Raw genomic sequence first — 19,331 nt, 5'->3', positions numbered from 1 at the left:
CCGTCGGGGGTGCGCGGTAGCGTCGAGCCGTGCCCTCGACCGACGCGCCCGACCTGCGCCTGCCCTACGACGCGAACATCCTGTTCGACGCTCCGCTGCGCACCGAGCGGCTCGTGCTGCGCCCGCTCGCCGAGTCCGACCGGTGGGACGTCTGGGAGTACCAACGGCTGCCCGAGGTGCTGCGCTACATCCCGTGGCCCGAGCGCACCCGTGAGGAGGGGTTCGCGCACACCGCCAAGCGCGCCGGGCTGCACCGCCTCGAACGCGACGAGGACGCCCTCTTCCTCGCGATGGGGCTCGTCGGCGAGCCGACGACCTCGCCCGACGCTCCCGATCGGGCGCACGGCGGCGACCGCGTGGTCGGCGACATCATGCTTCGGGTCACGAGCGTGCAGCACGCGCAGCTCGAGATCGGGTGGGTCGTGCACCCCGGGTTCCAGGGCCGCGGGCTGGCGGTCGAAGCCGCTCGCGCCGTGCTCGGCCTCGCGTTCCGCGACCTGCGCCCCCACCGCGTGCACGCGCAGCTCGACGCCCGCAACGAGGCATCCGCCCGGCTCTGCGAGCGGCTCGGCATGCGCCGCGAGGCGACCCTTCTCGAAGAGGAGTACCACGACGGCGAGTGGGAGGACACTGCGGTCTACGGCATCCTCCGCCGCGAGTGGTCCGCCGCCCGGTGAGCCCGGTGAGCGCGGTCAGCGCCGACCGAGGTCGATTCGCGTCAGCAAGGCGCATCCGGCCCGCGCTCGGTCGCACGGATCGACCGTGGTCGCGGGTGGCCGGGTGGCCGGCTGGCCAGGGAGCCCCCAGGCCGCCGGGTGTAGGGTCTCCTCCGTGCATGCATCCGTTCGTCAGGAGGTCGTCGGCGTCCGCGCCGACCTGAGATGACCGCGCCCCGGGGCTGCGCCTGCGGCGCGGCCTCGTTTCGCGTACCCGCCGCGCGCCGACACGCCGCGCCGGGGCATCCCTGATCAGAGCGACGAGACAGGCGCGCCGCCACGGCCGCCAGAGAGACATCCATGCACCCCATCACCGAACCGACCATCCGCGCATCGTTCGTGAACGCCTCCAAGCGCGAACGCAGCATCCTCACCCTGCCCGAGGGCTTCGCCGAACTCGACTGGGACCGACTCGACTACCTCGGCTGGCGCGACCGCAAGCTGTCGCAGCAGGCGTACGTGATCGCGATCATCGACGGCGAGCCGGTCGGCATCCTGCTGCGCAAGGCCGACGGTCGCATCCGCACCCGGCCGCAGTGCTCGTGGTGCGAAGACGTGCACCTGCCGAACGACGTCGTGTTCTACACCGCGAAGCGCGCGGGCGAGGCCGGACGCCGAGGCGACACCATCGGCACCCTCGTGTGCGCCGGGTTCGAGTGCTCGCGCAACGTGCGCAAGCTCCCGCCGCTCGCGTACACCGGCTTCGACCGCGAGGCCGCCAGGCAGCGGCGCATCGACGCGCTGCGCGAGCACGTCACCGCCTTCGTGCGCGACGTGCGCGACGGCGTGCGCTGAGCTGCGCCGGGAACGCACGGATGCCTCGGGCGGCAGTCGCCCGAGGCATCCGGTGGTGCGGTCGCTACGCGCCGATGAGGCGCGTGGCGAGGTAGGCCTGCAGGCCCTCGAGCGGCACGCGCTCCTGCTGCATGGTGTCGCGGTCGCGCACGGTGACGGCCTGGTCGTCGAGCGAGTCGAAGTCGACCGTGATGCAGAACGGGGTGCCGATCTCGTCCTGGCGGCGGTAGCGGCGGCCGATCGCGCCAGCATCGTCGAAGTCGACGTTCCAGAACTTGCGCAGGTTCGCGGCGAGCTCGCGGGCGACCGGCGACAGCTTCTCGTTGCGGCTCAGCGGCAGCACGGCGGCCTTCACCGGAGCGAGGCGCGGGTCGAGCTTCAGCACGGTGCGGCTGTCGGTGCCGCCCTTCGCGTTCGGCACCTCCTCCACGTGGTACGCGTCGACGAGGAACGCCATGAGCGACCGGGTGAGGCCCGCCGCGGGTTCGATGACGTAGGGCACCCAGCGCTCGTTCTTCGCCTGGTCGAAGTACGAGAGGTCTTTGCCCGAGTGCTTCGAATGCGTGGTCAGGTCGAAGTCGGTGCGGTTCGCGACGCCCTCGAGCTCGCCCCAGTCGCCACCGGCGAAGCCGAACTTGTACTCGATGTCGACGGTGCGCTTCGAGTAGTGGCTGAGCTTCTCCTTCGGGTGCTCGAACAGGCGCAGGTTCTCGGGGTCGATGCCGAGGTCGACGTACCAGGCGAAACGCTGGTCGATCCAGTACTGGTGCCATTCCTCGTCGGTGCCGGGCTCGACGAAGAACTCCATCTCCATCTGCTCGAACTCGCGGGTGCGGAAGATGAAGTTGCCCGGCGTGATCTCGTTGCGGAACGACTTGCCGATCTGCCCGATGCCGAACGGCGGCTTCATGCGCGCCGTCTGCAGCACGTTCGCGAAGTTCACGAAGATGCCCTGGGCGGTCTCGGGGCGCAGGTACTGCAGGCCCGACTCGTCGTCGACGACGCCGAGGTAGGTCTTCAACAGGCCCGAGAACGCGCGCGGCTCGGTCCACTGGCCGCGGGTGCCGCAGTTCGTGCAGACGATCTCGGCGAGCCCGTCCTTCGGGGCGCGGCCCTTCTTCTCCTCGAACTCCTCGATGAGGTGGTCTTCGCGGTAGCGCTTGTGGCAGTGCAGGCACTCGACGAGCGGGTCGGTGAAGACCTCGACATGGCCGGATGCCTCCCACACGGCCTTCGGCAGGATGACGGACGAGTCGAGCCCCACGACGTCGTCGCGACCCTGCACCATCGCCTGCCACCACTGGCGCTTGATGTTCTCCTTCAGCGCGACACCCAGCGGCCCGTAGTCCCACGCCGACCGGGATCCGCCGTAGATCTCACCCGCCTGGAAGACGAACCCGCGATGCTGGGCGAGGGTGATGACGGCATCGAGACGGCTGGGTGCGGCCACGGTGGCTCCAATGGTGCAGGCGGTGGGAAGGATGCGCGACACGCGCGCACGATCCATCCTACGGGCGCGCCGCACCCCCGCCACGACCGAGCCCGCGCGAACCGCTACCCTGAGGCCACGCTCGGACGGGAGGACCGATCGTGTGGGACGCGTTGCTCGAGATGAGGATCGTCGATCCGGCCTTCGTCACGACCTGGCTCGTCGTGAGCGGTGTGCTCGTGCTGTACCTGCTGGCGAAGCAGTGGAGCATCCGCTGGTTCCTGGTCGCGTTCATCGCGCTCTTCGTGGGTGCGCTGATCGGCGGGGCCGTCGTGTGGGTCGCGGTCAACGTGCTCGACTCGTTCGGAGGGCCCGTCCAGGACGCGGTATGGCTCTGGACTGCCGGCGCGTTCGCCGCGATCATGCTCGCGATCTTCAACCTGTGGGGCTCGAGGTGGTGGCGCAAGCTCATCGCCGTGCTGTCGATCGGCGTGTTCGCGGCCACCGCGGCGTTCGGGATCAACGCGGCCTACGGCATCAATCGCACCCTCGGGGCGCTGCTGCACGTGAGCACCGCCGACCCGATCCGCCCGACCCCGCCGCCCACCGACCCCGCGACGCCCGCGCCCGAGGGCCCGCTGTACGCGTGGTGGCAGGCGCCCGAGGGCATGCCCGAGCACGGGGTGCTCGGCGAGGTCGAAGGCGGCGTCCCGAACGAGGCATCCGGGTTCCCGGCCCGGCCCGCCCAGCTCTACCTGCCGCCCGCCGCCCTCGTCGAGAACGCACCGCGACTGCCCTTGGTGATCTTCATGATGGGCCAGCCCGGCGACCCCGACGGGTCGTTCATCGCCGACACGTTCGAGGCGTACCAGGCCGAGCACGCGGGCCTCGCGCCGATCGCGCTCGTCATCGACCAGCTCTCGGATCCGACGATCGATCCGATGTGCGTCGACTCGCCGCGGGGCGCGGTCGAGACGTACGTGATGCAGGACGTCGTGCCGTGGGCGCGGGCGAACCTCAACGTGCAGGCGGAGCCGCGGTTCTGGACCGTCGGCGGGTACTCGAACGGCGGACAGTGCGCCACGTCGTTCGGGGCGAGGCATCCCGACGTCTTCGGCAACATCCTGTCGGTGTCCGGTGAGGAGTTCCCCGGCGCCGACGACGAATCCGACGCGCTCGTCGGCGTGTTCGGCGGCAACCAGGCCGCCTACGACGCCGCCAAGCCGGCCAACATCATGGCCGCCCACGGCCCGTACGCCGACTCGTGGGCGGTGTTCACGATCGGCAGCGAGGACCCGCGGTACGCGGCCGGCGTCGAGCGCAACGCGGCGGCGGCCGAGCAGGCGGGCATGCACACCACGGTCATCACGATCGAGGGCGCCGGGCATGTGGCCGACGCGCTGATCGGCGGGCTTCGCGACGGCTTCGCCGCGCTCGCACCGCGGCTCGAACTCGAGGCGCCGCCCGAAGCGGCGCCGGCCGAGTGAGGTGTGCCGGCTCCGTCGCCGGGCTGATTAGGCTGATCGGATGCCCCTTCCCGACCTGCTCGTCGCGGCGATCGCGCTCATCCGCGACCGCCGCGTGCTCATGGTCACCGCGCGCGAACGCGAGGTGCACTACATGCCGGGCGGCAAGATCGACGCCGGCGAGACCGCGGCCGAGGCGGCTGCACGCGAGGCCTTCGAGGAGGTCGCGCTCGAACTCGACCCCGCCGCGCTCGAGGAGCTGTTCGAGGTGCGCACCCAGGCGCACGGCGAGCCCGACGGGCGCTTCGTGCGGATGCGGGTCTTCCGGGCGGTGACGGATGCCTCGCCGCGGGCGTCGGCGGAGGTCGGCGCCCTGCACTGGGTCACGACCGGCGACGCCGACCGCTGCCCGCCCGCCGGCCGCGAGGTGCTGCGGCGGCTCGCCGACGCCGACCTCATCGACTGAGACCGCGGCGACCGCGCACGGGGCCATCCGGTTCTCGAAACCCCGGGATGACCTGCGCCGGTGACGGTCACCGGGTCTCGTGGCGCGTCCTCGCTCCGCTCGGGCGCTCCTCGACCGGCGAGGAGGGGCGCAGGACGTCGGGGCCGAGGTCGGCGGCGGCCGTGCATCCGGCGAGGCCGAGGGTGACGTCGAACTCGGCGATCGTGTTGCGCACCACCTCGCTCACCCCACTCGCCCCGGCGATCGCGAGACCGTACGCGTAGGGGCGGCCCAGCCCGACGGCGGTCGCGCCGAGCGACAGCGCGATCGCGACATCCGCCCCGCCGCGCACGCCCGAGTCCAGCAGCACCGGAACCCGGCCCGCGACCCGCTCCACCACCGCGGGCAGCGCGGCGACGGTGGGCACCGACCGGTCGATCTGACGCCCGCCGTGGTTCGACACGACGATGCCGTCCATGCCGGCGTCGACCGCGCGCTCGGCGTCGTCGGGGTGCACGATGCCCTTCAGCAGCACGGGCAGGTCGGTCCACTCGCGCACCTTGGCGAGCGCGTCCCAGGTGAGGCTCGGGTCCGCGAACACGTCGAGGAACGTCTCGACCGCCGCACGCGGCAACGGTGAGCGCACCGCGTCGGCGAGTCCGCCGTCGACCAGCCCGGCACGCCGCGCCCCTCGCGCCATGCCGACGACGGCCGCGAGCGACTTCGCGTTCACTTTGACGGCGGGCGCCGAGGGATCGGCGGGCGCGCCGTGCCGCACACGCTCGCGCACCAGCTCGGCGAACACGGGATCGCTGGTGTACTGCGCGATGCCCTGCCCGCGGGTGAACGGCAGGAACGCCAGGTCGAGATCGCGGGTGCGCCAGCCGAGCAGGTGCGTGTCGAGGGTGACCACGATCGCTTCGCAACCGGATGCCTCGGCCCGCCGCAGGAACGAGGCGTTCAACTCGTCCGACGCGCTCCAGTAGAGCTGGAACCATCTGGCGCCGTCGCCCATCGCCGCAGCGACCTCCTCCATGGGGCGGGACGCCTGGTTGGAGAGGACGTACGGCACATCGAGCGCCGCCGCGGCTCGGGCCACCGCGACATCGGCGTCGGGGTGGGCGAGCTCCATCACGCCGAGCGGCGACAGCACGAGCGGGGTCGCGCGCCGGCGCCCGAGGAGTTCGATCGACAGGTCGCGCTCCGCGACATCCCGCAGCACCCGCGGAACCACCTGCCACCGACCGAATGCCTCGGTGTTCGCGGCCATCGTGTGCTCGGCGCCCGCTCCGCCGGCGAGGTACGCGAACGCCTCGGCCGAAAGCGTGCGTTCCGCCGCCTGCTCGAGACCCGCGAACGTCGTCGGCACCGCCGGCCGCGCGCCAGCGATGCCCGCACGGTAGACGGCCGATTGCACGCCGCGGGCGTACCCGCGCGAGGTGTCGATGCGCGCCATGGGACCTCCTCGTCCTGGTGATGACCGCCTCACTCTAACCGCCTGCGGGCGGGCCTAGACTGCCGGGATGGCGCAGACCCGGTGGTTCCGACGCGGCGATCTGGCGGTGCGCATCGTCGAGTCCGGAGTCGCCGACGGGCCGGTGGTCGTGCTCGTGCACGGGCTCGGCATGGCGCACGAGTACTGGGACGGACTCGCCGACGCGCTCGAACCGCACGCGCGGGTGCTCGCACTCGGTCTGCCGGGGTTCGGCGACTCGCCCGACCCCGACGAGCCGCTGACGATGCCCGAATCCGGAGCCCTGCTCGCCGATCTGCTCGCCGACGAACGGCTCGAACGCCCGACGCTCGTCGGCCACTCGACGGGCGCCCAGGTCGTCACCGAGACCGCCGCCCAGCATCCCGAGCTCGTCGGCCGCGTCGTGCTCATCGGCCCGACGGTGAACCCCCGCGAACGCACGGTGCCGCAGCAGGCCGCGCGGTTCCTGCAGGACCTCTCGCGGGCGAACCCGAAGGTGCTCGCCGTCGGGCTGCACTCGTACGTCGAGGGCGGCGTCCGCTGGTACTTCCGCAACCTCGAGCCCATGATCGAGCACCGGATGGAGCTCGTGCTGCCTCGCGTCGACGCACCGACCCTCGTCGTCCGCGCCGAGCACGACCGCATCGTGCCGCGCGAGTGGGGCGTCGAGGTCGCCCGGCTCGTACCGAATGGCCGATACGTCGAGGTGCCCGGGCGCGGGCACGAGACGATGGTGACCGCCGGCCCGCAGGTCGCCGAGCTCATCCTGCGGCACGCCCGAGGCGAGCGGGTCGGGAGCCCGCCCGGTCGGGCAGCCGTCGCGGCGCGGGCCGATGCATCCGAATCGGTGTCGCGCACCCGGCTGCGCACGGCGGGCGTCTGGATCGCCGACTACCTCGTCGCCGGCGTCGCGCACCTCGCCGTGCCGTTCGCCGGGCGCGCGCCGCGCCGCTGGCTGCGCGGCGACGACACCCTGCCCGACGTGATTCTGCTGCCGGGCGTGTACGAGCACTGGTCGTTCCTGCGCGGGCTCGGCGAACGGATGCATCGCGCGGGCCACCGGGTGCGCACGGTGCACGGCCTCGGCGTCAACCGCGTACCGATCGCCGAGACCGGCGACAAGCTCGCGCGGGCCCTCGAACGGATGCCCCGACCTGCCGCCGGACGCATCATCGTGGGGCACAGCAAAGGCGGGCTCATCGGCAAGTACCTGCTGGTGCGCGACAGCGAGCACGACGGCGGGGTCGACGGGGCCGGCGGGGTCGGCGGGGTCGGCGGGGTCGGCGGGGTCGACGGGGTCGACGGGGTCGGCCCGCTCGGCCTGCTCGGCGTGGTCGCGGTCGCCTCGCCGTTCGCGGGCTCGCGGCGGGCGAGACTGCTGCGACGCGACCCGGGGGTGCGGGAGTTCCTGCCGGATGCCCCGATCATCCTCACCCTCGGCGAGGCGTCGACCGTGAACGGGCGCATCGTCTCGGTGTTCGGGCCGTACGACACGCACGTGCCCGACGGCAGCGAGCTGCCCGGAGCGACGAACATCCTCGTGCCGCGGTCGGGGCACTTCCGTGTGCTCAGGGCGCCCGAGACCGCCGAGGCGGTGCTGCAGGGGCTCGCCCTGCTGGGTGAGGCCGCCCCGGCCGGCCACGACTTCGGAGATCACCCCGGTCTCGGACCCACCCCGCCGAATGCCCCCTGAGTTGTGGTGATCGCCGAAGTTGTGGCGTACGGCGGGGCGCATGCGAAAGGGCGGGGCCGGCATCCGCCGACCCCGCCCCTGAGCGAGCGCGTCAGCGCTGCGCGAGCGCAGCCCGGCGACGCACCAGGATGACCGAGCCGGCGCCCAGCACGAGCAGCGCGATCGCCGCGGTGCCGACACCGAGGTCGATGCCGGTCTCGGCGAGGCCGGTGCCGGCCGTGGGAGCGGCCGCTGCCGGGGCGGCGACGACGGGGGTCTCTTCGTCGATCGAGCGGCCCGTGGTGTCACCGGCCACGTAGTACGCGAGCGTGTCACCGACCTGAGCGCCGGGGATGGTGGCGGTCAGGGCACCGGCGCCCGATGCGTCGGCCACCGCCTGCTGGAGCCCGCCGACCAGTTCGTTGATGGGCTCGCCGTCGCGGATCACCAGGAACCCGTAGTAGATCGGTTCGCTGGCACCGAAGCCCGAGTAGTTCAGGGTGAGGCCGGCCGCGAGCTGCTCGGGCGACACCACCTGGGCGAAGGTCGCGGTGGGTGCCGGCACATCGGATGCGGTGATGGTCAGCGCCACGGAGTTCGACACGAGCCGCTCCGTGTCGGTCAGCTGCTGACTGGCGACCACGCCGACCCGGGGGTAGTCGGTCTCGCTGGTGACCGGCGCGTCGCGGGTGGGCACGACCTGCACGTCGATCGCTCCCGCGTTGTCCGGGGTGACGGTGGTCTGGTAGAGCCCGTCGCCCGACTGGGGGCCATAGCTCACGCCGATCGAGATGCTCACGTCGCCGGTGCCGACGAAGCCCGTGCCGGTGACGTGGAACCCGGCTCCCCAGTTTCCGGCGGGGAAGCTGGTCTTGTCGAGGGTGATGGTGGGGGCAGGCGTCTCTTCGGCGGCGGCGGGCGACGCGGCGGCGAAGCCGGCGAGTGCGAGGCCCGCGACAGCGGCGAGGGCGCCGACGCGGAGACGAAGTGCGGAGGTGGCCACGGTGATGATGGTCCCTTCGGGTCGAAGTGAATGCGGACTTGGGAGTCCGATTCGACTCCCCGAACTACCCTAGTCACCCCGATGGGGGTCAGCCGATGGGGAGGACTCCCCTGTGCACAACCCGCCGACGCATGGCGTCACATTCGACCGTGCGCCGGCACCGGCGCGTTCAGTGCACGTACTCGAGCAGGTCTGCGCCGACCTGCCGCATGCCGTCGAGCACCGCCAGCCGGCTCGACAGACCGGTGTCGGCGAAGTACGTCGACACCGCGTACGCGACACCCGCGCGCGGGCCGCGCAGCACCCCGACCTCGCTGCGCACCCCGCCGTCGGTGCCGGTCTTGTTCATGAGCAGCACGTTGTGATCGGGCATCCGATGCGCGAGCGGGTCGAGCCCGAACGCGGACGCGACCATCGAGAGGTCGGTGTTCAGCGAGAGCCAGCCGACGACGCGCTGCGATACCTCGGGGCTCACGACCTCGCCGCGCGCGAGCGAGGCGAACAACCAGGTGAGCTCTTTCGCCGAACCGATCGACAGCTGGGGGGCGTCGTCGGGCCCGCGGTGGTCGCGCACCAGGTCGAGCAGGGCGGTGCGGGTGAGCCCGAGCGCTTCGGTCCGGGCGCGCACCGCCTCGAGGCCCACGTGCCGCAGCAGCACGTTGGTGGCGAGATTGTCGCTCGATGCCCCGATGAGCGCGGCGAGGTCGGCGATCGGCAGCGACGGCGACTGCAGGTGCTGCCAGATGCCCGAATCGCCGACGGCGTCGCGCGGCGCGCGGTCGAGCACGGTGAACGACTCGGAGCTCGTTCCGCCGAGCCGGGACGCGACCTCGACGAGCAGCAGCACCTTGCCGATCGACGCGGTCGGCATCACGACGTGATCGTCGACCGAGAACAGCACCCGCCCCGTCGCGAGGTCGGTGGCGCGCGCCGAGACCTGCACCCCGGCGATCGCGAGTTCGCCGAGCGCGTTGAATCCGCGCGAGAAGTTCTCGGCGGGCTCGTCGGCGACGTACCGCCCGCGCTTGGTCGAGGCATGCCGAGCCCTGCGCTCGGATCCCTGCGACGAGGTCACCACGGTGGCACGTTCCCTCTCTGGCGGACGGCGCTCCCCCGCCGCATCGCGGCGCGCTCGTGATGGTTCGTTCGGACTCAGCTGTGAGACTGCAGCGGCTACCAGATCGACACGCGCTCGCTCTCGTCGAGCCAGAGCGCATCGTCGGCGGTGACGCCGAATCCAGTGTAGAACTCGTCGATGTTGCGAACGATCTGGTTGCACCGGAACTCGTTCGGCGAGTGCGGGTCGATCGCGAGGAGCCGCACGACCTCCTCGTCGCGGGCCTTCATCTGCCAGGCCTGCGCCCAGGAGAGGAAGAACCGCTGCGCACCGGTGAGGCCGTCGATCACGGGCGGCTCCTGCCCGCCGAGCGAGATCCGGTAGGCCTTCCAAGCGATCGCGAGGCCGCCCAGGTCGCCGATGTTCTCGCCGATCGTGAGCGCGCCGTTCACGTGCGGGGCGGGCGAGTCCGCCCCTTCGGCAGAGCTCGCTGAGCCCGTCGAAGCGACCGCCCCTTCGACAGGCTCAGGGAGCGAGCCCGTCGAGCTCGCTGAGCCCGTCGAAGCGACCGCCCCTTCGACAGACTCAGGGAGCGAGCCTGTCGAAGCGACCAGCTGCGCCGGAACCAGCGCGTCGTACTGGGCGATGAGCGCCCCGGTGCGCGCTTCGAACGCGGCGCGGTCGTCGGCCGTCCACCAGTCGGTGAGCCGCCCGTCACCGTCGTACTTCGAGCCCTGGTCGTCGAAGCCGTGCCCGATCTCGTGCCCGATGACCGCGCCGATCGCGCCGTAGTTCGCCGCGGCGTCGCGCTCGGGCGTGAAGAACGGGAACTGCAGGATGGCGGCCGGGAACACGATCTCGTTGAACCCCGGGTTGTAGTACGCGTTGATGGTCTGAGGGGTCATGAACCACTCGTCGCGGTCGATCGGCTTGCCGATCTTGCCCAGTTCGCGGTTGAACTCGAACTCGGCGGTCGCCCGCACGTTGCCGACCAGGTCGTCGGGCGCCACCTCGAGCGACGAATAGTCGCGCCACTTCACCGGGTAGCCGATCTTCGGCGTGAACTTGGCGAGCTTGTCGAGGGCACGGCGCTTGGTCTCCTCGCCCATCCAGTCGAGGTCGACGATCGACTGCCGGTAGGCCTCGACGAGGTTGGCGACCAGGTCGTCCATCGCCTCCTTCGCCGCCGGCGGGAAGTGCCGCTCGACGTAGATGCGGCCGACCGCCTCGCCCATCGCGCCCTCGACGAGCGAGACCCCGCGCTTCCACCGCTCGCGCAGCTGAGGGGTGCCGGTGAGGGTCCGGCCGTAGAAGTCGAAGTTCGCCTCGACGAAGTCGCTCGACAGGTAGGCGGCGTTCGAGCGCACGACCTGCCAGGCGAGCCAGTCGCGCCACGCATCCAGCCGATCGTCGGTGAAGAGGCGGCCGAGCCCCTCGACGAACGAGGGCTGGCGCACGACCAGTTCGGTGAAGGCCCCCTCGGGCACGCCCATCGCGTCGCGCCAGATCGCGAGGTCGACCCGGCTCGCTGAGCCGGTCGAAGCGAGTTCGCCCCCTTCGACAGGCTCAGGGAGCCCCGGTTCGCCCCCTTCGACAAGCTCAGGGAGCCCGGACTCGCCCCCTTCGACCGGCTCAGGGGGCCCGGCGAACAGCCGCGCCACGTCGGCCCATGGCGTGAGGTTGTACGTCTTCTCGCTGTCGCGCGAGTCGACGTTCGTCCAGTGCGACGACGCGATCGCCGTCTCGAGATCGAACACCCGCTGCGCCCGAACGGCGGGCTCGTCGAGACCGGCGAGGCGGAGCATCCGTTCGAGGTGCGCGAGGTACGCCTCGCGCACCGGAGCGAACCGCTCTTCGCGGAAGTAGCTCTCGTCGGGCAGGCCGATGCCGCCCTGCTCGACGAAGACGAGATAGCGCTCGGGGTCGCCCGGGTCGTTGTCGACGAAGAGCTGCACGAACCCGCTCACGCCCTGCCGCTCGAGGCACCCGACCGTGGCGAGCATGCCCGGCACGTCGGCGACCGCCGCCGCCTCGGCGAGCAGCGACGCGATCGGCTCGGCGCCGAGCTGCTCGGCGCGCGCCTCGTCCATGAAGCTCGCGTACAGGTCGCCCACCTTGCGCGCCTCCGTGCCCGGCTCGGCGCCCTGCGCCTCGACGATGATGTCGCGCACCGCCTGCTCGGCCTCTTCATGCAGCACGATGAACGAGCCGTAGCGGGCCTTGTCGTCGGGGATCTCGGTGCGTGCGATCCACTTGCCGTTGACGTGACGGAACAGGTCGTCCTGCGGACGCACCTCCTCGTCGAGTTCGTCGAGCGCGATGCCGGAGATGCCGGAGGTGAGCGAGACGTCGGTCATCGTCCCAGCCTACGCATCGCCGCCGACGATCCCGGTGCCGGGTTCGCATCGGTGGAATGTCGGCCCCCGATGCTTGGATGGAACCTCGAACGAGGGAACCGACATGAACACCGTGCTGAACATCATCTGGGTCGTGCTGGCCGGTCTCTGGCTGTGGGTCGGCTACGCCCTCGCGGGCCTCATCATGTGCATCCTCATCGTGACCATCCCGTGGGGCATCGCGTCGTTCCGCATCGCGGGGTACGCGATCTGGCCGTTCGGGCGACGGGTGGTGCAGAAGCCGACGTCGGGCGCGTGGTCGTTCATCGGCAACGTCGTCTGGGTGATCCTCGCGGGCTGGTGGCTCGCGCTCGAACACCTCCTCACCGGCGTGCTGCTCTGCATCACGATCATCGGCATCCCGCTCGGCATCGCGAACTTCAAACTGGTGCCGGTCTCGCTCGCCCCGCTCGGCAAAGAGGTCGTCGCGGCGTGAGCGAACGGATGCCCCGGTCGGGCGCCGAGGGGGCCGCGGGCGCGTCGGGCGGTGCGTCCGGTCGCGCCGGGGAGCGGATGCCCCGAGCGGCCGTCGACCGCGACATCCTGCGCCTCGCGGTGCCCGCGCTCGGGTCGCTCATCGCCGAGCCGCTGTTCCTGCTGGCCGACACCGCGATGATCGGGCATCTCGGCACCGCACCGCTGGCCGGGCTCGGACTCGCGAGCGCGGTGCTGCAGACGATCATCGGGCTCATGGTGTTCCTCGCCTACGCGACGACGCCCGCGGTCGCGCGGCGCCTCGGGCTCGGCGACGAACGCGGTGCGGTGACCGCCGGGCTCGACGGACTGTGGCTCGCGGCCGCGCTCGGCGCCGTGCTCGCGGTCGCCGGGTGGTTCGCCAGCCCGTGGCTGGTCGGGCTGTTCGGGGCATCCGACGCCGTCGCCGAACAGGCGACCGCCTACCTGACCATCTCGATGGCCGGTCTGCCCGCGATGCTGATCGTGTTCGCCGCGACCGGCCTGCTGCGCGGCCTGCAGGACACGCGCACCCCGCTCTGGGTCGCCGGCGTCGGCTTCGCCGCGAACATCGCGCTCAACTACCTGTTCATCTACGTGCTCGGCCTCGGCATCGCGGGGTCGGCGACCGGCACGGTCGTGGCGCAGTGGGGCATGGTCGCGGTGTACCTCGTGATCGCGGCACGCCACGCGGTGCGCACGGGCGCCAACCCGTGGCCGCATCGCGCCGGGCTGCTGCGGGGCGCCGTGTCAGGCGGGTGGCTGTTCCTGCGCACCGCGAGCCTGCGCGCCGCACTGCTGCTGTCGACCTGGTCGGCGACCGCGCTCGGCCCCGACGAACTGGCCGCCTACCAGGTCGCGATCTCGATCTACTTCACGCTCGGGTTCGCGCTCGACGCGCTCGCGATCGCCGCGCAGGCGCTGATCGGCAAGGGCCTCGGTGCGGGCGATGTGGCGCAGGTGCGCCAGGTGCTGCGGCGCTGCCTGCAGTGGGGCGTCGCATCCGGTGCGGCGATCGGCCTGGTCGTGATCGCGACCGCGTGGGTGCTGCCCGGCCTGTTCACCTCGTCGGCGACGGTCGCCGCGCTGCTGCCGCCCGCGCTCGTGGTGCTCGGCGTCTCGGCGCCGCTCGGCGGGCTCGTGTTCGTGCTCGACGGCGTGCTCATCGGCGCCGGCGACGCCCGCTACCTCGCGTGGACGGGCCTGGTGAACTTCGCCGTCTACGTGCCGCTCGCGCTCGGCGCGGTGTGGTGGGCCGGCTCCGCCGGGCTGCCGGGCGCGGTCGCGCTCGCCTGGCTCATGGCCGCGTTCGCGATCGGATACCTCGCCGCCCGCGCCGTGACGCTCGGGCTTCGGGCACGAGGCCGCGCGTGGATGGTGGTCGGGGCGGCCTGAGCCCGCCCCTTCGAGAGAGCGGATGACGAGACTCGAACTCGCGACCCTCACCTTGGCAAGGTGATGCGCTACCAACTGCGCCACATCCGCATGCCGCCCGGATGAACCCGGCGACGGTGTCCGATGCTACCGGATGTCGCGACGAGCGCCGAACCGGTCGGCCGGGTGCCGGGGCGGGGTCGGGCCGGTCAGGCCGACCGCGGCGCCGCCGTGGTGTCGCCGATGTGCAGGGTGCTGGTGAACGCGACCGATTCGGGCTCCTCGCCCGCGAGCATCCGCACCACCGCCTCACCGGCAGCGCGACCCTTGTCGGCCGAGGGCTGGTCGAGCGTGGTGAGGTCGTGCTGCAGGCCGTCGACGCGGATGCCGTCGAAGCCGAGCACGCTGAGGTCGCCGGGCACCGCGACGCCGAGTTCCTCGGCGGCACGGATGACGCCGGCGGCGAGCAGGTCGCTCTGCGCGATGATCGCGGTCGGGCGGTCGGCGGCCGGAGCATCGAGCAGCAGCCGTGCGGCCTCGCGCCCCTCCTCGATCGAGCTGCCCCCGGCGGCGACCGCCGGTGCGTCGGGGAACACGCTGCGCGCGCCCGCGAGTCGCTCGAGCGTCACCGCGGCCGTCGCGCGGGCGACGAGGTCGTCGGTGACGACGCCGCGCGTGCGGTCGGCATCGAACGGCAGCGTCACGATGCCGACGCGCCGGTGCCCGAGCCGGTGCAGGTAGTCGGCGCCGCGGCGGGTCGCCTGCTCGTTGTCGATGGTGATCTCGGGGATGTCGCCGCCCGGTGCGCCCTCGATGGCCACGGTCGGGATGCCTCGTCGCCGCAGCGCTTCGACCGAGGCATCCAAGCGGGGGCTGCAACCGATGAGCACGACCGCATCGACCGGTGCGGACTCGATCGAGACCGGGGCGTCCGCGGCGCCGGTGTCGGTGAACAGCAGCAGGCCTGCGCCGAGCGGGGCGATGCCCTCGGCGATGCCGTCGAGGGTTCGGATCTTCACCGGGTCGAGGAACGCGGCGCGCACGCGCTCTTCGAGCACGACGCCCACGATGCCGCTGCGCCCGCGTCGCAGCGAGCGGGCGCGCGGGTCGGGCCCCGCGTAGTCGAGTTCGGCGGCGGCGGCGAGCACGCGCTCCTTCGTGGCATCCGACACTGGACCCGACCCGCTGAAGGCGAGCGATGCGGTCGAGGGCGAGACTCCGGCGCGCGCGGCCACATCGGCCAGGGTCGGATGCCTCGGAGCGGTGTCGGAGCTCATGCCCGGTAGTGTAGGCCATCCCTCTCGAATCGATTCGAGTGCGCGCACCCCGGTTCGCGTTCGACGAATGTCGGATGTGGCGCGCGACACGCCGCGCGCACCGCGCTCGCACCCGGCGTGCCGCCGAGCCGTTCCGACATTCGACGAATGTCGAGGGGCGGGGCGCGCCTAGGCTGGGCGGCATGCCTACCGCCCTCATCACCGGCGCGAGCTCGGGACTCGGCGTCGAGTTCGCCCGACAGCTGGCCGCCTCGGGTGCCGACCTCGTCCTCGTTGCGCGCGACCGTGCCGCCCTCGACCGCGTCGCCGAGCAGATGCGCGCCGCGAGCGGCGTGCGCGTCGACGTACTCGCCGCCGACCTGCTGAAGCCCCGCGACCTCGCACGCGTGGTCGCACGGGTCGCCGACGCCGAGCGCCCGATCGACCTGCTCGTGAACAACGCCGGATTCGGGTTGCCGCTCGACTTCGCGCGCAACGACATCGACGACGAGGTGCGCCACCTGCACCTGCACATCGAGGTGCCGATGCGGCTCAGTCACGCCGCGCTCGGCGCCATGCTGGCCCGCGGGCAGGGCCGGATCGTGAACGTCGCCTCGGTCGCCGGATTCATCCCACGGTCGACCTACGGGGCCTGCAAAGGGTGGCTCATCTCCTTCAGCCGCTGGGCGAACGGGCGGTACCGGCCCGACGGCGTCACCACCACCGCGATCTGCCCGGGATTCACGCACACGAACTTCCACGAGCGCATGGGCGTCGCGCCCGGCGAGGAGGGCGTGCCCGGGCCGATGTGGCTCGACGCGAAGCAGGTCGTGCGGGAGGGGCTGCGCGACGTCGCCCGCGGCAAAGCCGTATCAGTGCCGTCGCTGCGCTATCGGGTGCTCGTCGGGCTCACGAAGCTCGCGCCGCCGTCGGTCGCCGCGCGCGTCGGGGAGCGCGGGCGCTGACGCCTGCCCCATCCCGTCCCTCGCTCGCTCCGAAATGTCGGGCACCTGCCGCGACGCGCCGTCGAGTCGCACCCGGTTCGGCGTGTCGGCTCGGCGTGCCGGCTCGGCGAACCGACATGTCGGAGCATCCTCAGTCGGCGACCGGTGAAGGGTCGGCCACCGCGTCCCGCGCGGCGACGAACGCGGCGACGCAGCGGCGGATCTCATCCTCCGAATGCGCGGCCGAGAGCTGCACCCGGATCCGCGCCGCCCCCCGCGGCACCACCGGGAACGAGAACGCCGTCACGTACACCCCGCGCTCCTGCAGCGCGTCGGCGATGCGGGCAGTGAGCGCCGCGTCGCCGAACATCACCGGCACGATCGCGTGCGACCCGGGCAGCAGGTCGAAGCCCGCGTCGGTCATGAGCGAGCGGAACAACGCCGCGTTCGACTCCAGCCGCACGCGCAGCTCCCCCGATTCGGCCAGGAGCGAGAGCGCCTGCAGGGTTCCGGCGACGATCGCGGGCGCGAGGGTGTTCGAGAAGAGATAGGGCCGGGCGCGCTGCCGCAGCAGGTCGACGATCTCCTGTCGGGCGGCCACGTACCCTCCGGATGCTCCGCCGAGTGCTTTGCCGAACGTTCCGGTCGTGATGTCGACTCGCCCCTCGACGCCGAGCAGTTCGGGCGTGCCGCGCCCGTTCGGCCCCACGAAGCCGACGGCGTGCGAATCGTCGACGAACACCAGCGCGTCGTAGCGCTCGGCGAGGTCGCAGATCTCGGCGAGCGGAGCGTAGTACCCGTCCATCGAGAAGACGCCGTCGGTCACGATGACGCGGCGCCGGGCGCCGGCCGCCGAGACGAGCTGCGCCTCGAGGTCGGCGAGGTCCCGGTTGCGGTACCGGTACCGGCGCGCCTTCGACAGCCGGATGCCGTCGATGATCGACGCGTGGTTCAGCTCGTCGGAGATGATCGCGTCGTCGGGGCCGAACAGCACCTCGAACACGCCGCCGTTCGCATCGAAGCACGACGAGAACAGGATCGCGTCGTCGTACCCGAGGAACTCGGCGACCCGGCGCTCGAGCTCGAGGTGCTGGGTCTGCGTTCCGCAGATGAAGCGCACGCTCGCCATGCCGTACCCCCACTCGTCGAGACCGCGGTGCGCGGCGGCGACGATGCGCGGGTCGTCGGCGAGGCCGAGGTAGTTGTTCGCGCAGAAGTTCAGCACCTCGACGCCGGCGACCGACACCTCCGACGACTGCGGCCCCTCGATGCCCCGCTCGCGCTTGGTGAGCCCCGCCGCCTCGATCTCGTCGAGTTCGGCGCGCAGTTGCGCCTGCACGGTTCCGTACATGCCTAGACCTCCGTCCAGTCGAGGATGATCTTGCCGACCCCGGCCGAGTGCGCGGCGTCGAACGCGGCCCGCCACTCACGCGCCGGGTAGCGCTCGGAGATGATGGATGCCACGCGCTCGCGCAGCACGTCGCTGGTCTGCAGCATCGCCGACATCGAGTTCCAGGTCTCGAACATCTCGCGCCCGTAGATGCCCTTCATCGTGAGCATGTGGGTCACGACCTTGCCCCAGTCGACCGCGAACCCCTCGCTCGGCAGGCCGAGCAGCGCGATGCGCCCCCCGTGGTTCATGTTCTCGATCATCTCGGGCAGCGCCTTCGCCGACCCGCTCATCTCGAACCCGACGTCGAAGCCCTCGCGCATGCCGAGTCGCGGCTGCACCTCGCGCACGCGCTCGGTCGAGACATCCACGACCGCGTCCGCGCCCATCTCGAGGGCGAGCCGCAGGCGCGCCTCCGAGACATCCGTGGCGACGATGAACCGCGCACCCACGTGACGGGCGACCGCGATCGACATGAGCCCGATGGGGCCGCACCCGGTGACGAGCACGTCCTCGCCGACGACCGAGAAGGCGAGCGCCGTGTGCACGGCGTTGCCGAACGGGTCGAAGATCGCGCCGACCTCGGGGTCCACCGGGGAGTGATGCACCCACACGTTCTCGCCCGGGATCACGATGTACTCGGCGAACGCGCCGTCGCGCTGCACGCCGACCCCGAGCGTGCGGATGCACATCTGCCGCCGGCCGGCGCGGCAGTTGCGGCACATGCCGCAGACGATGTGACCCTCGCCCGACACCAGATCGCCCACGGCGACGTCGTGCACGAGCGGGCCGACCTCGACGACCTCACCCGAGAACTCGTGGCCCGGGATGAGGGGCGCGGCGATGGTCGACGCGGCCCAGTCGTCCCAGGAGTCGATGTGCAGGTCGGTGCCGCAGATGCCGGTGCGCAGCACCCGGATCTTCACGTCGGCGGGGCCGGTGACCGGCTCGGGCCGGTCGACGAACTCGAATCCCGCGCCGGGCGCGGCTTTGAAGAGGGCCTTCATCGATACCTCGTGTGCTGGTGCACGAGCCACTGGGTGCGGCGGCTCATGCGATGGTCCGGTGGGTGCGCCGGATGACTCAGCCATCGTATCGGCGCGGGTGGAGAGGTGGTGGCTGCCCGGGTCCGCCTCCCGGGGCTGCGCCACCTCCGCGCGGTCTGCGCCAGGTGGGGTGGCGCGCAGGGCGCCGAACTGGCGCAGCCGAGGGCTGCGTCGCGGGGAGTCGGCCGCGGGCGGAGTTCTGCGCGGGCAGAGCCGACCGCGGGCAGAGTCGGCCGGGGGTGGAGTCGGCCGGGGGCGAGTCAGCGCATGCCCGCATCCACCTCCCGGCACTGCGCCACTTCGGCGCGGTGTGCGCCAGTTGGAGTGGCGCGCAGGGCGCCGAAGTGGCGCAGCGGCGGGGCTGGGCCTGCGCGGCACGGAACGGCGGCAGGGGTGGGGCCCGCGGCGCCGCGTG

16 protein-coding genes and 1 tRNA gene are annotated in these 19,331 nt (G+C 72.1%); 8 read left to right on the top strand and 9 right to left on the bottom strand.

The genetic code is table 11. The annotated features are described in order from the left end of the window. Positions 1 to 29: 29 nt before the first annotated feature. Both MTO99_RS15475 and MTO99_RS15470 read left to right on the top strand, forming a co-directional pair. Positions 30 to 677 (top strand): GNAT family N-acetyltransferase, encoded by a 648-nt coding sequence (locus MTO99_RS15475; protein ID WP_243554643.1) that lies wholly within the window; start codon positions 30 to 32, stop codon positions 675 to 677. A 339-nt stretch (positions 678 to 1,016) separates the two neighbouring features. Then, positions 1,017 to 1,511: an FBP domain-containing protein gene (locus MTO99_RS15470; RefSeq protein WP_243554642.1), complete on the top strand. Its 495-nt coding sequence runs from the start codon at positions 1,017 to 1,019 to the stop codon at positions 1,509 to 1,511. A 64-nt stretch (positions 1,512 to 1,575) separates the two neighbouring features. On the opposite strand, the gene MTO99_RS15465 is transcribed toward MTO99_RS15470, so the two are convergent. After that, on the bottom strand, positions 1,576 to 2,961 hold the full coding sequence (locus MTO99_RS15465; RefSeq protein ID WP_243554640.1) for a glycine--tRNA ligase: 1,386 nt from the start codon (positions 2,959 to 2,961) through the stop codon (positions 1,576 to 1,578). Between the two features lie 140 nt (positions 2,962 to 3,101). Between MTO99_RS15465 and MTO99_RS15460 the strand changes: the two genes are divergently transcribed. After that, entirely contained in the window at positions 3,102 to 4,427 is a 1,326-nt protein-coding gene (locus MTO99_RS15460; protein WP_243554639.1) for an alpha/beta hydrolase-fold protein, read from the top strand. Between the two features lie 40 nt (positions 4,428 to 4,467). Then, positions 4,468 to 4,872, top strand: coding sequence for an NUDIX domain-containing protein (locus MTO99_RS15455; protein WP_243554638.1), 405 nt, complete (start codon positions 4,468 to 4,470; stop codon positions 4,870 to 4,872). A 67-nt stretch (positions 4,873 to 4,939) separates the two neighbouring features. On the opposite strand, the gene MTO99_RS15450 is transcribed toward MTO99_RS15455, so the two are convergent. Beyond that, positions 4,940 to 6,307 (bottom strand): alpha-hydroxy-acid oxidizing protein, encoded by a 1,368-nt coding sequence (locus MTO99_RS15450; RefSeq protein ID WP_243554637.1) that lies wholly within the window; start codon positions 6,305 to 6,307, stop codon positions 4,940 to 4,942. A gap of 67 nt (positions 6,308 to 6,374) precedes the next feature. On the opposite strand from MTO99_RS15450, the gene MTO99_RS15445 reads away from it, so the two are divergent. Next, complete coding sequence (locus tag MTO99_RS15445; protein WP_243554636.1) at positions 6,375 to 8,018, top strand: alpha/beta hydrolase; 1,644 nt, start codon at positions 6,375 to 6,377, stop codon at positions 8,016 to 8,018. 91 nt (positions 8,019 to 8,109) lie between these two features. On the opposite strand, the gene MTO99_RS15440 is transcribed toward MTO99_RS15445, so the two are convergent. The 3 genes from MTO99_RS15440 to MTO99_RS15430 form a co-directional block, all read right to left on the bottom strand. Continuing rightward, on the bottom strand, positions 8,110 to 9,000 hold the full coding sequence (locus MTO99_RS15440; RefSeq protein ID WP_243554635.1) for a hypothetical protein: 891 nt from the start codon (positions 8,998 to 9,000) through the stop codon (positions 8,110 to 8,112). A 169-nt stretch (positions 9,001 to 9,169) separates the two neighbouring features. Beyond that, positions 9,170 to 10,078, bottom strand: coding sequence for a serine hydrolase (locus MTO99_RS15435; protein ID WP_243554633.1), 909 nt, complete (start codon positions 10,076 to 10,078; stop codon positions 9,170 to 9,172). Positions 10,079 to 10,173: 95 nt separating this feature from the next. Beyond that, on the bottom strand, positions 10,174 to 12,414 hold the full coding sequence (locus MTO99_RS15430; RefSeq protein ID WP_243554631.1) for a M13 family metallopeptidase: 2,241 nt from the start codon (positions 12,412 to 12,414) through the stop codon (positions 10,174 to 10,176). 103 nt (positions 12,415 to 12,517) lie between these two features. On the opposite strand from MTO99_RS15430, the gene MTO99_RS15425 reads away from it, so the two are divergent. Together MTO99_RS15425 and MTO99_RS15420 are read left to right on the top strand one after the other, a co-directional pair. Further along, on the top strand, positions 12,518 to 12,889 hold the full coding sequence (locus tag MTO99_RS15425; protein ID WP_243554629.1) for a YccF domain-containing protein: 372 nt from the start codon (positions 12,518 to 12,520) through the stop codon (positions 12,887 to 12,889). A 77-nt stretch (positions 12,890 to 12,966) separates the two neighbouring features. Next, positions 12,967 to 14,301: an MATE family efflux transporter gene (locus tag MTO99_RS15420; RefSeq protein WP_243559141.1), complete on the top strand. Its 1,335-nt coding sequence runs from the start codon at positions 12,967 to 12,969 to the stop codon at positions 14,299 to 14,301. A 17-nt stretch (positions 14,302 to 14,318) separates the two neighbouring features. Here the strand turns inward: MTO99_RS15420 and MTO99_RS15415 are convergent. Both MTO99_RS15415 and MTO99_RS15410 read right to left on the bottom strand, forming a co-directional pair. Then, positions 14,319 to 14,391 (bottom strand) — tRNA-Gly (locus MTO99_RS15415). A 98-nt stretch (positions 14,392 to 14,489) separates the two neighbouring features. After that, complete coding sequence (locus MTO99_RS15410; protein WP_243554627.1) at positions 14,490 to 15,557, bottom strand: LacI family DNA-binding transcriptional regulator; 1,068 nt, start codon at positions 15,555 to 15,557, stop codon at positions 14,490 to 14,492. A 182-nt stretch (positions 15,558 to 15,739) separates the two neighbouring features. Between MTO99_RS15410 and MTO99_RS15405 the strand changes: the two genes are divergently transcribed. Then, positions 15,740 to 16,501: an SDR family NAD(P)-dependent oxidoreductase gene (locus MTO99_RS15405; RefSeq protein WP_243554625.1), complete on the top strand. Its 762-nt coding sequence runs from the start codon at positions 15,740 to 15,742 to the stop codon at positions 16,499 to 16,501. A 130-nt stretch (positions 16,502 to 16,631) separates the two neighbouring features. Here the strand turns inward: MTO99_RS15405 and MTO99_RS15400 are convergent, their stop codons facing one another. Together MTO99_RS15400 and tdh are read right to left on the bottom strand one after the other, a co-directional pair. Then, complete coding sequence (locus MTO99_RS15400; RefSeq protein WP_243554624.1) at positions 16,632 to 17,831, bottom strand: glycine C-acetyltransferase; 1,200 nt, start codon at positions 17,829 to 17,831, stop codon at positions 16,632 to 16,634. Between the two features lie 2 nt (positions 17,832 to 17,833). Next, positions 17,834 to 18,877 (bottom strand): L-threonine 3-dehydrogenase, encoded by a 1,044-nt coding sequence (tdh, locus tag MTO99_RS15395; protein ID WP_243554622.1) that lies wholly within the window; start codon positions 18,875 to 18,877, stop codon positions 17,834 to 17,836. Positions 18,878 to 19,331: the final 454 nt, after the last annotated feature.

Source organism: Agromyces larvae (genome assembly GCF_022811705.1).
Classification (GTDB): Bacteria; Actinomycetota; Actinomycetes; order Actinomycetales; family Microbacteriaceae; genus Agromyces; species Agromyces larvae.
Note: the sequence above shows the minus strand (reverse complement) of the source record. Positions and strands in the feature narration are given on the sequence as shown.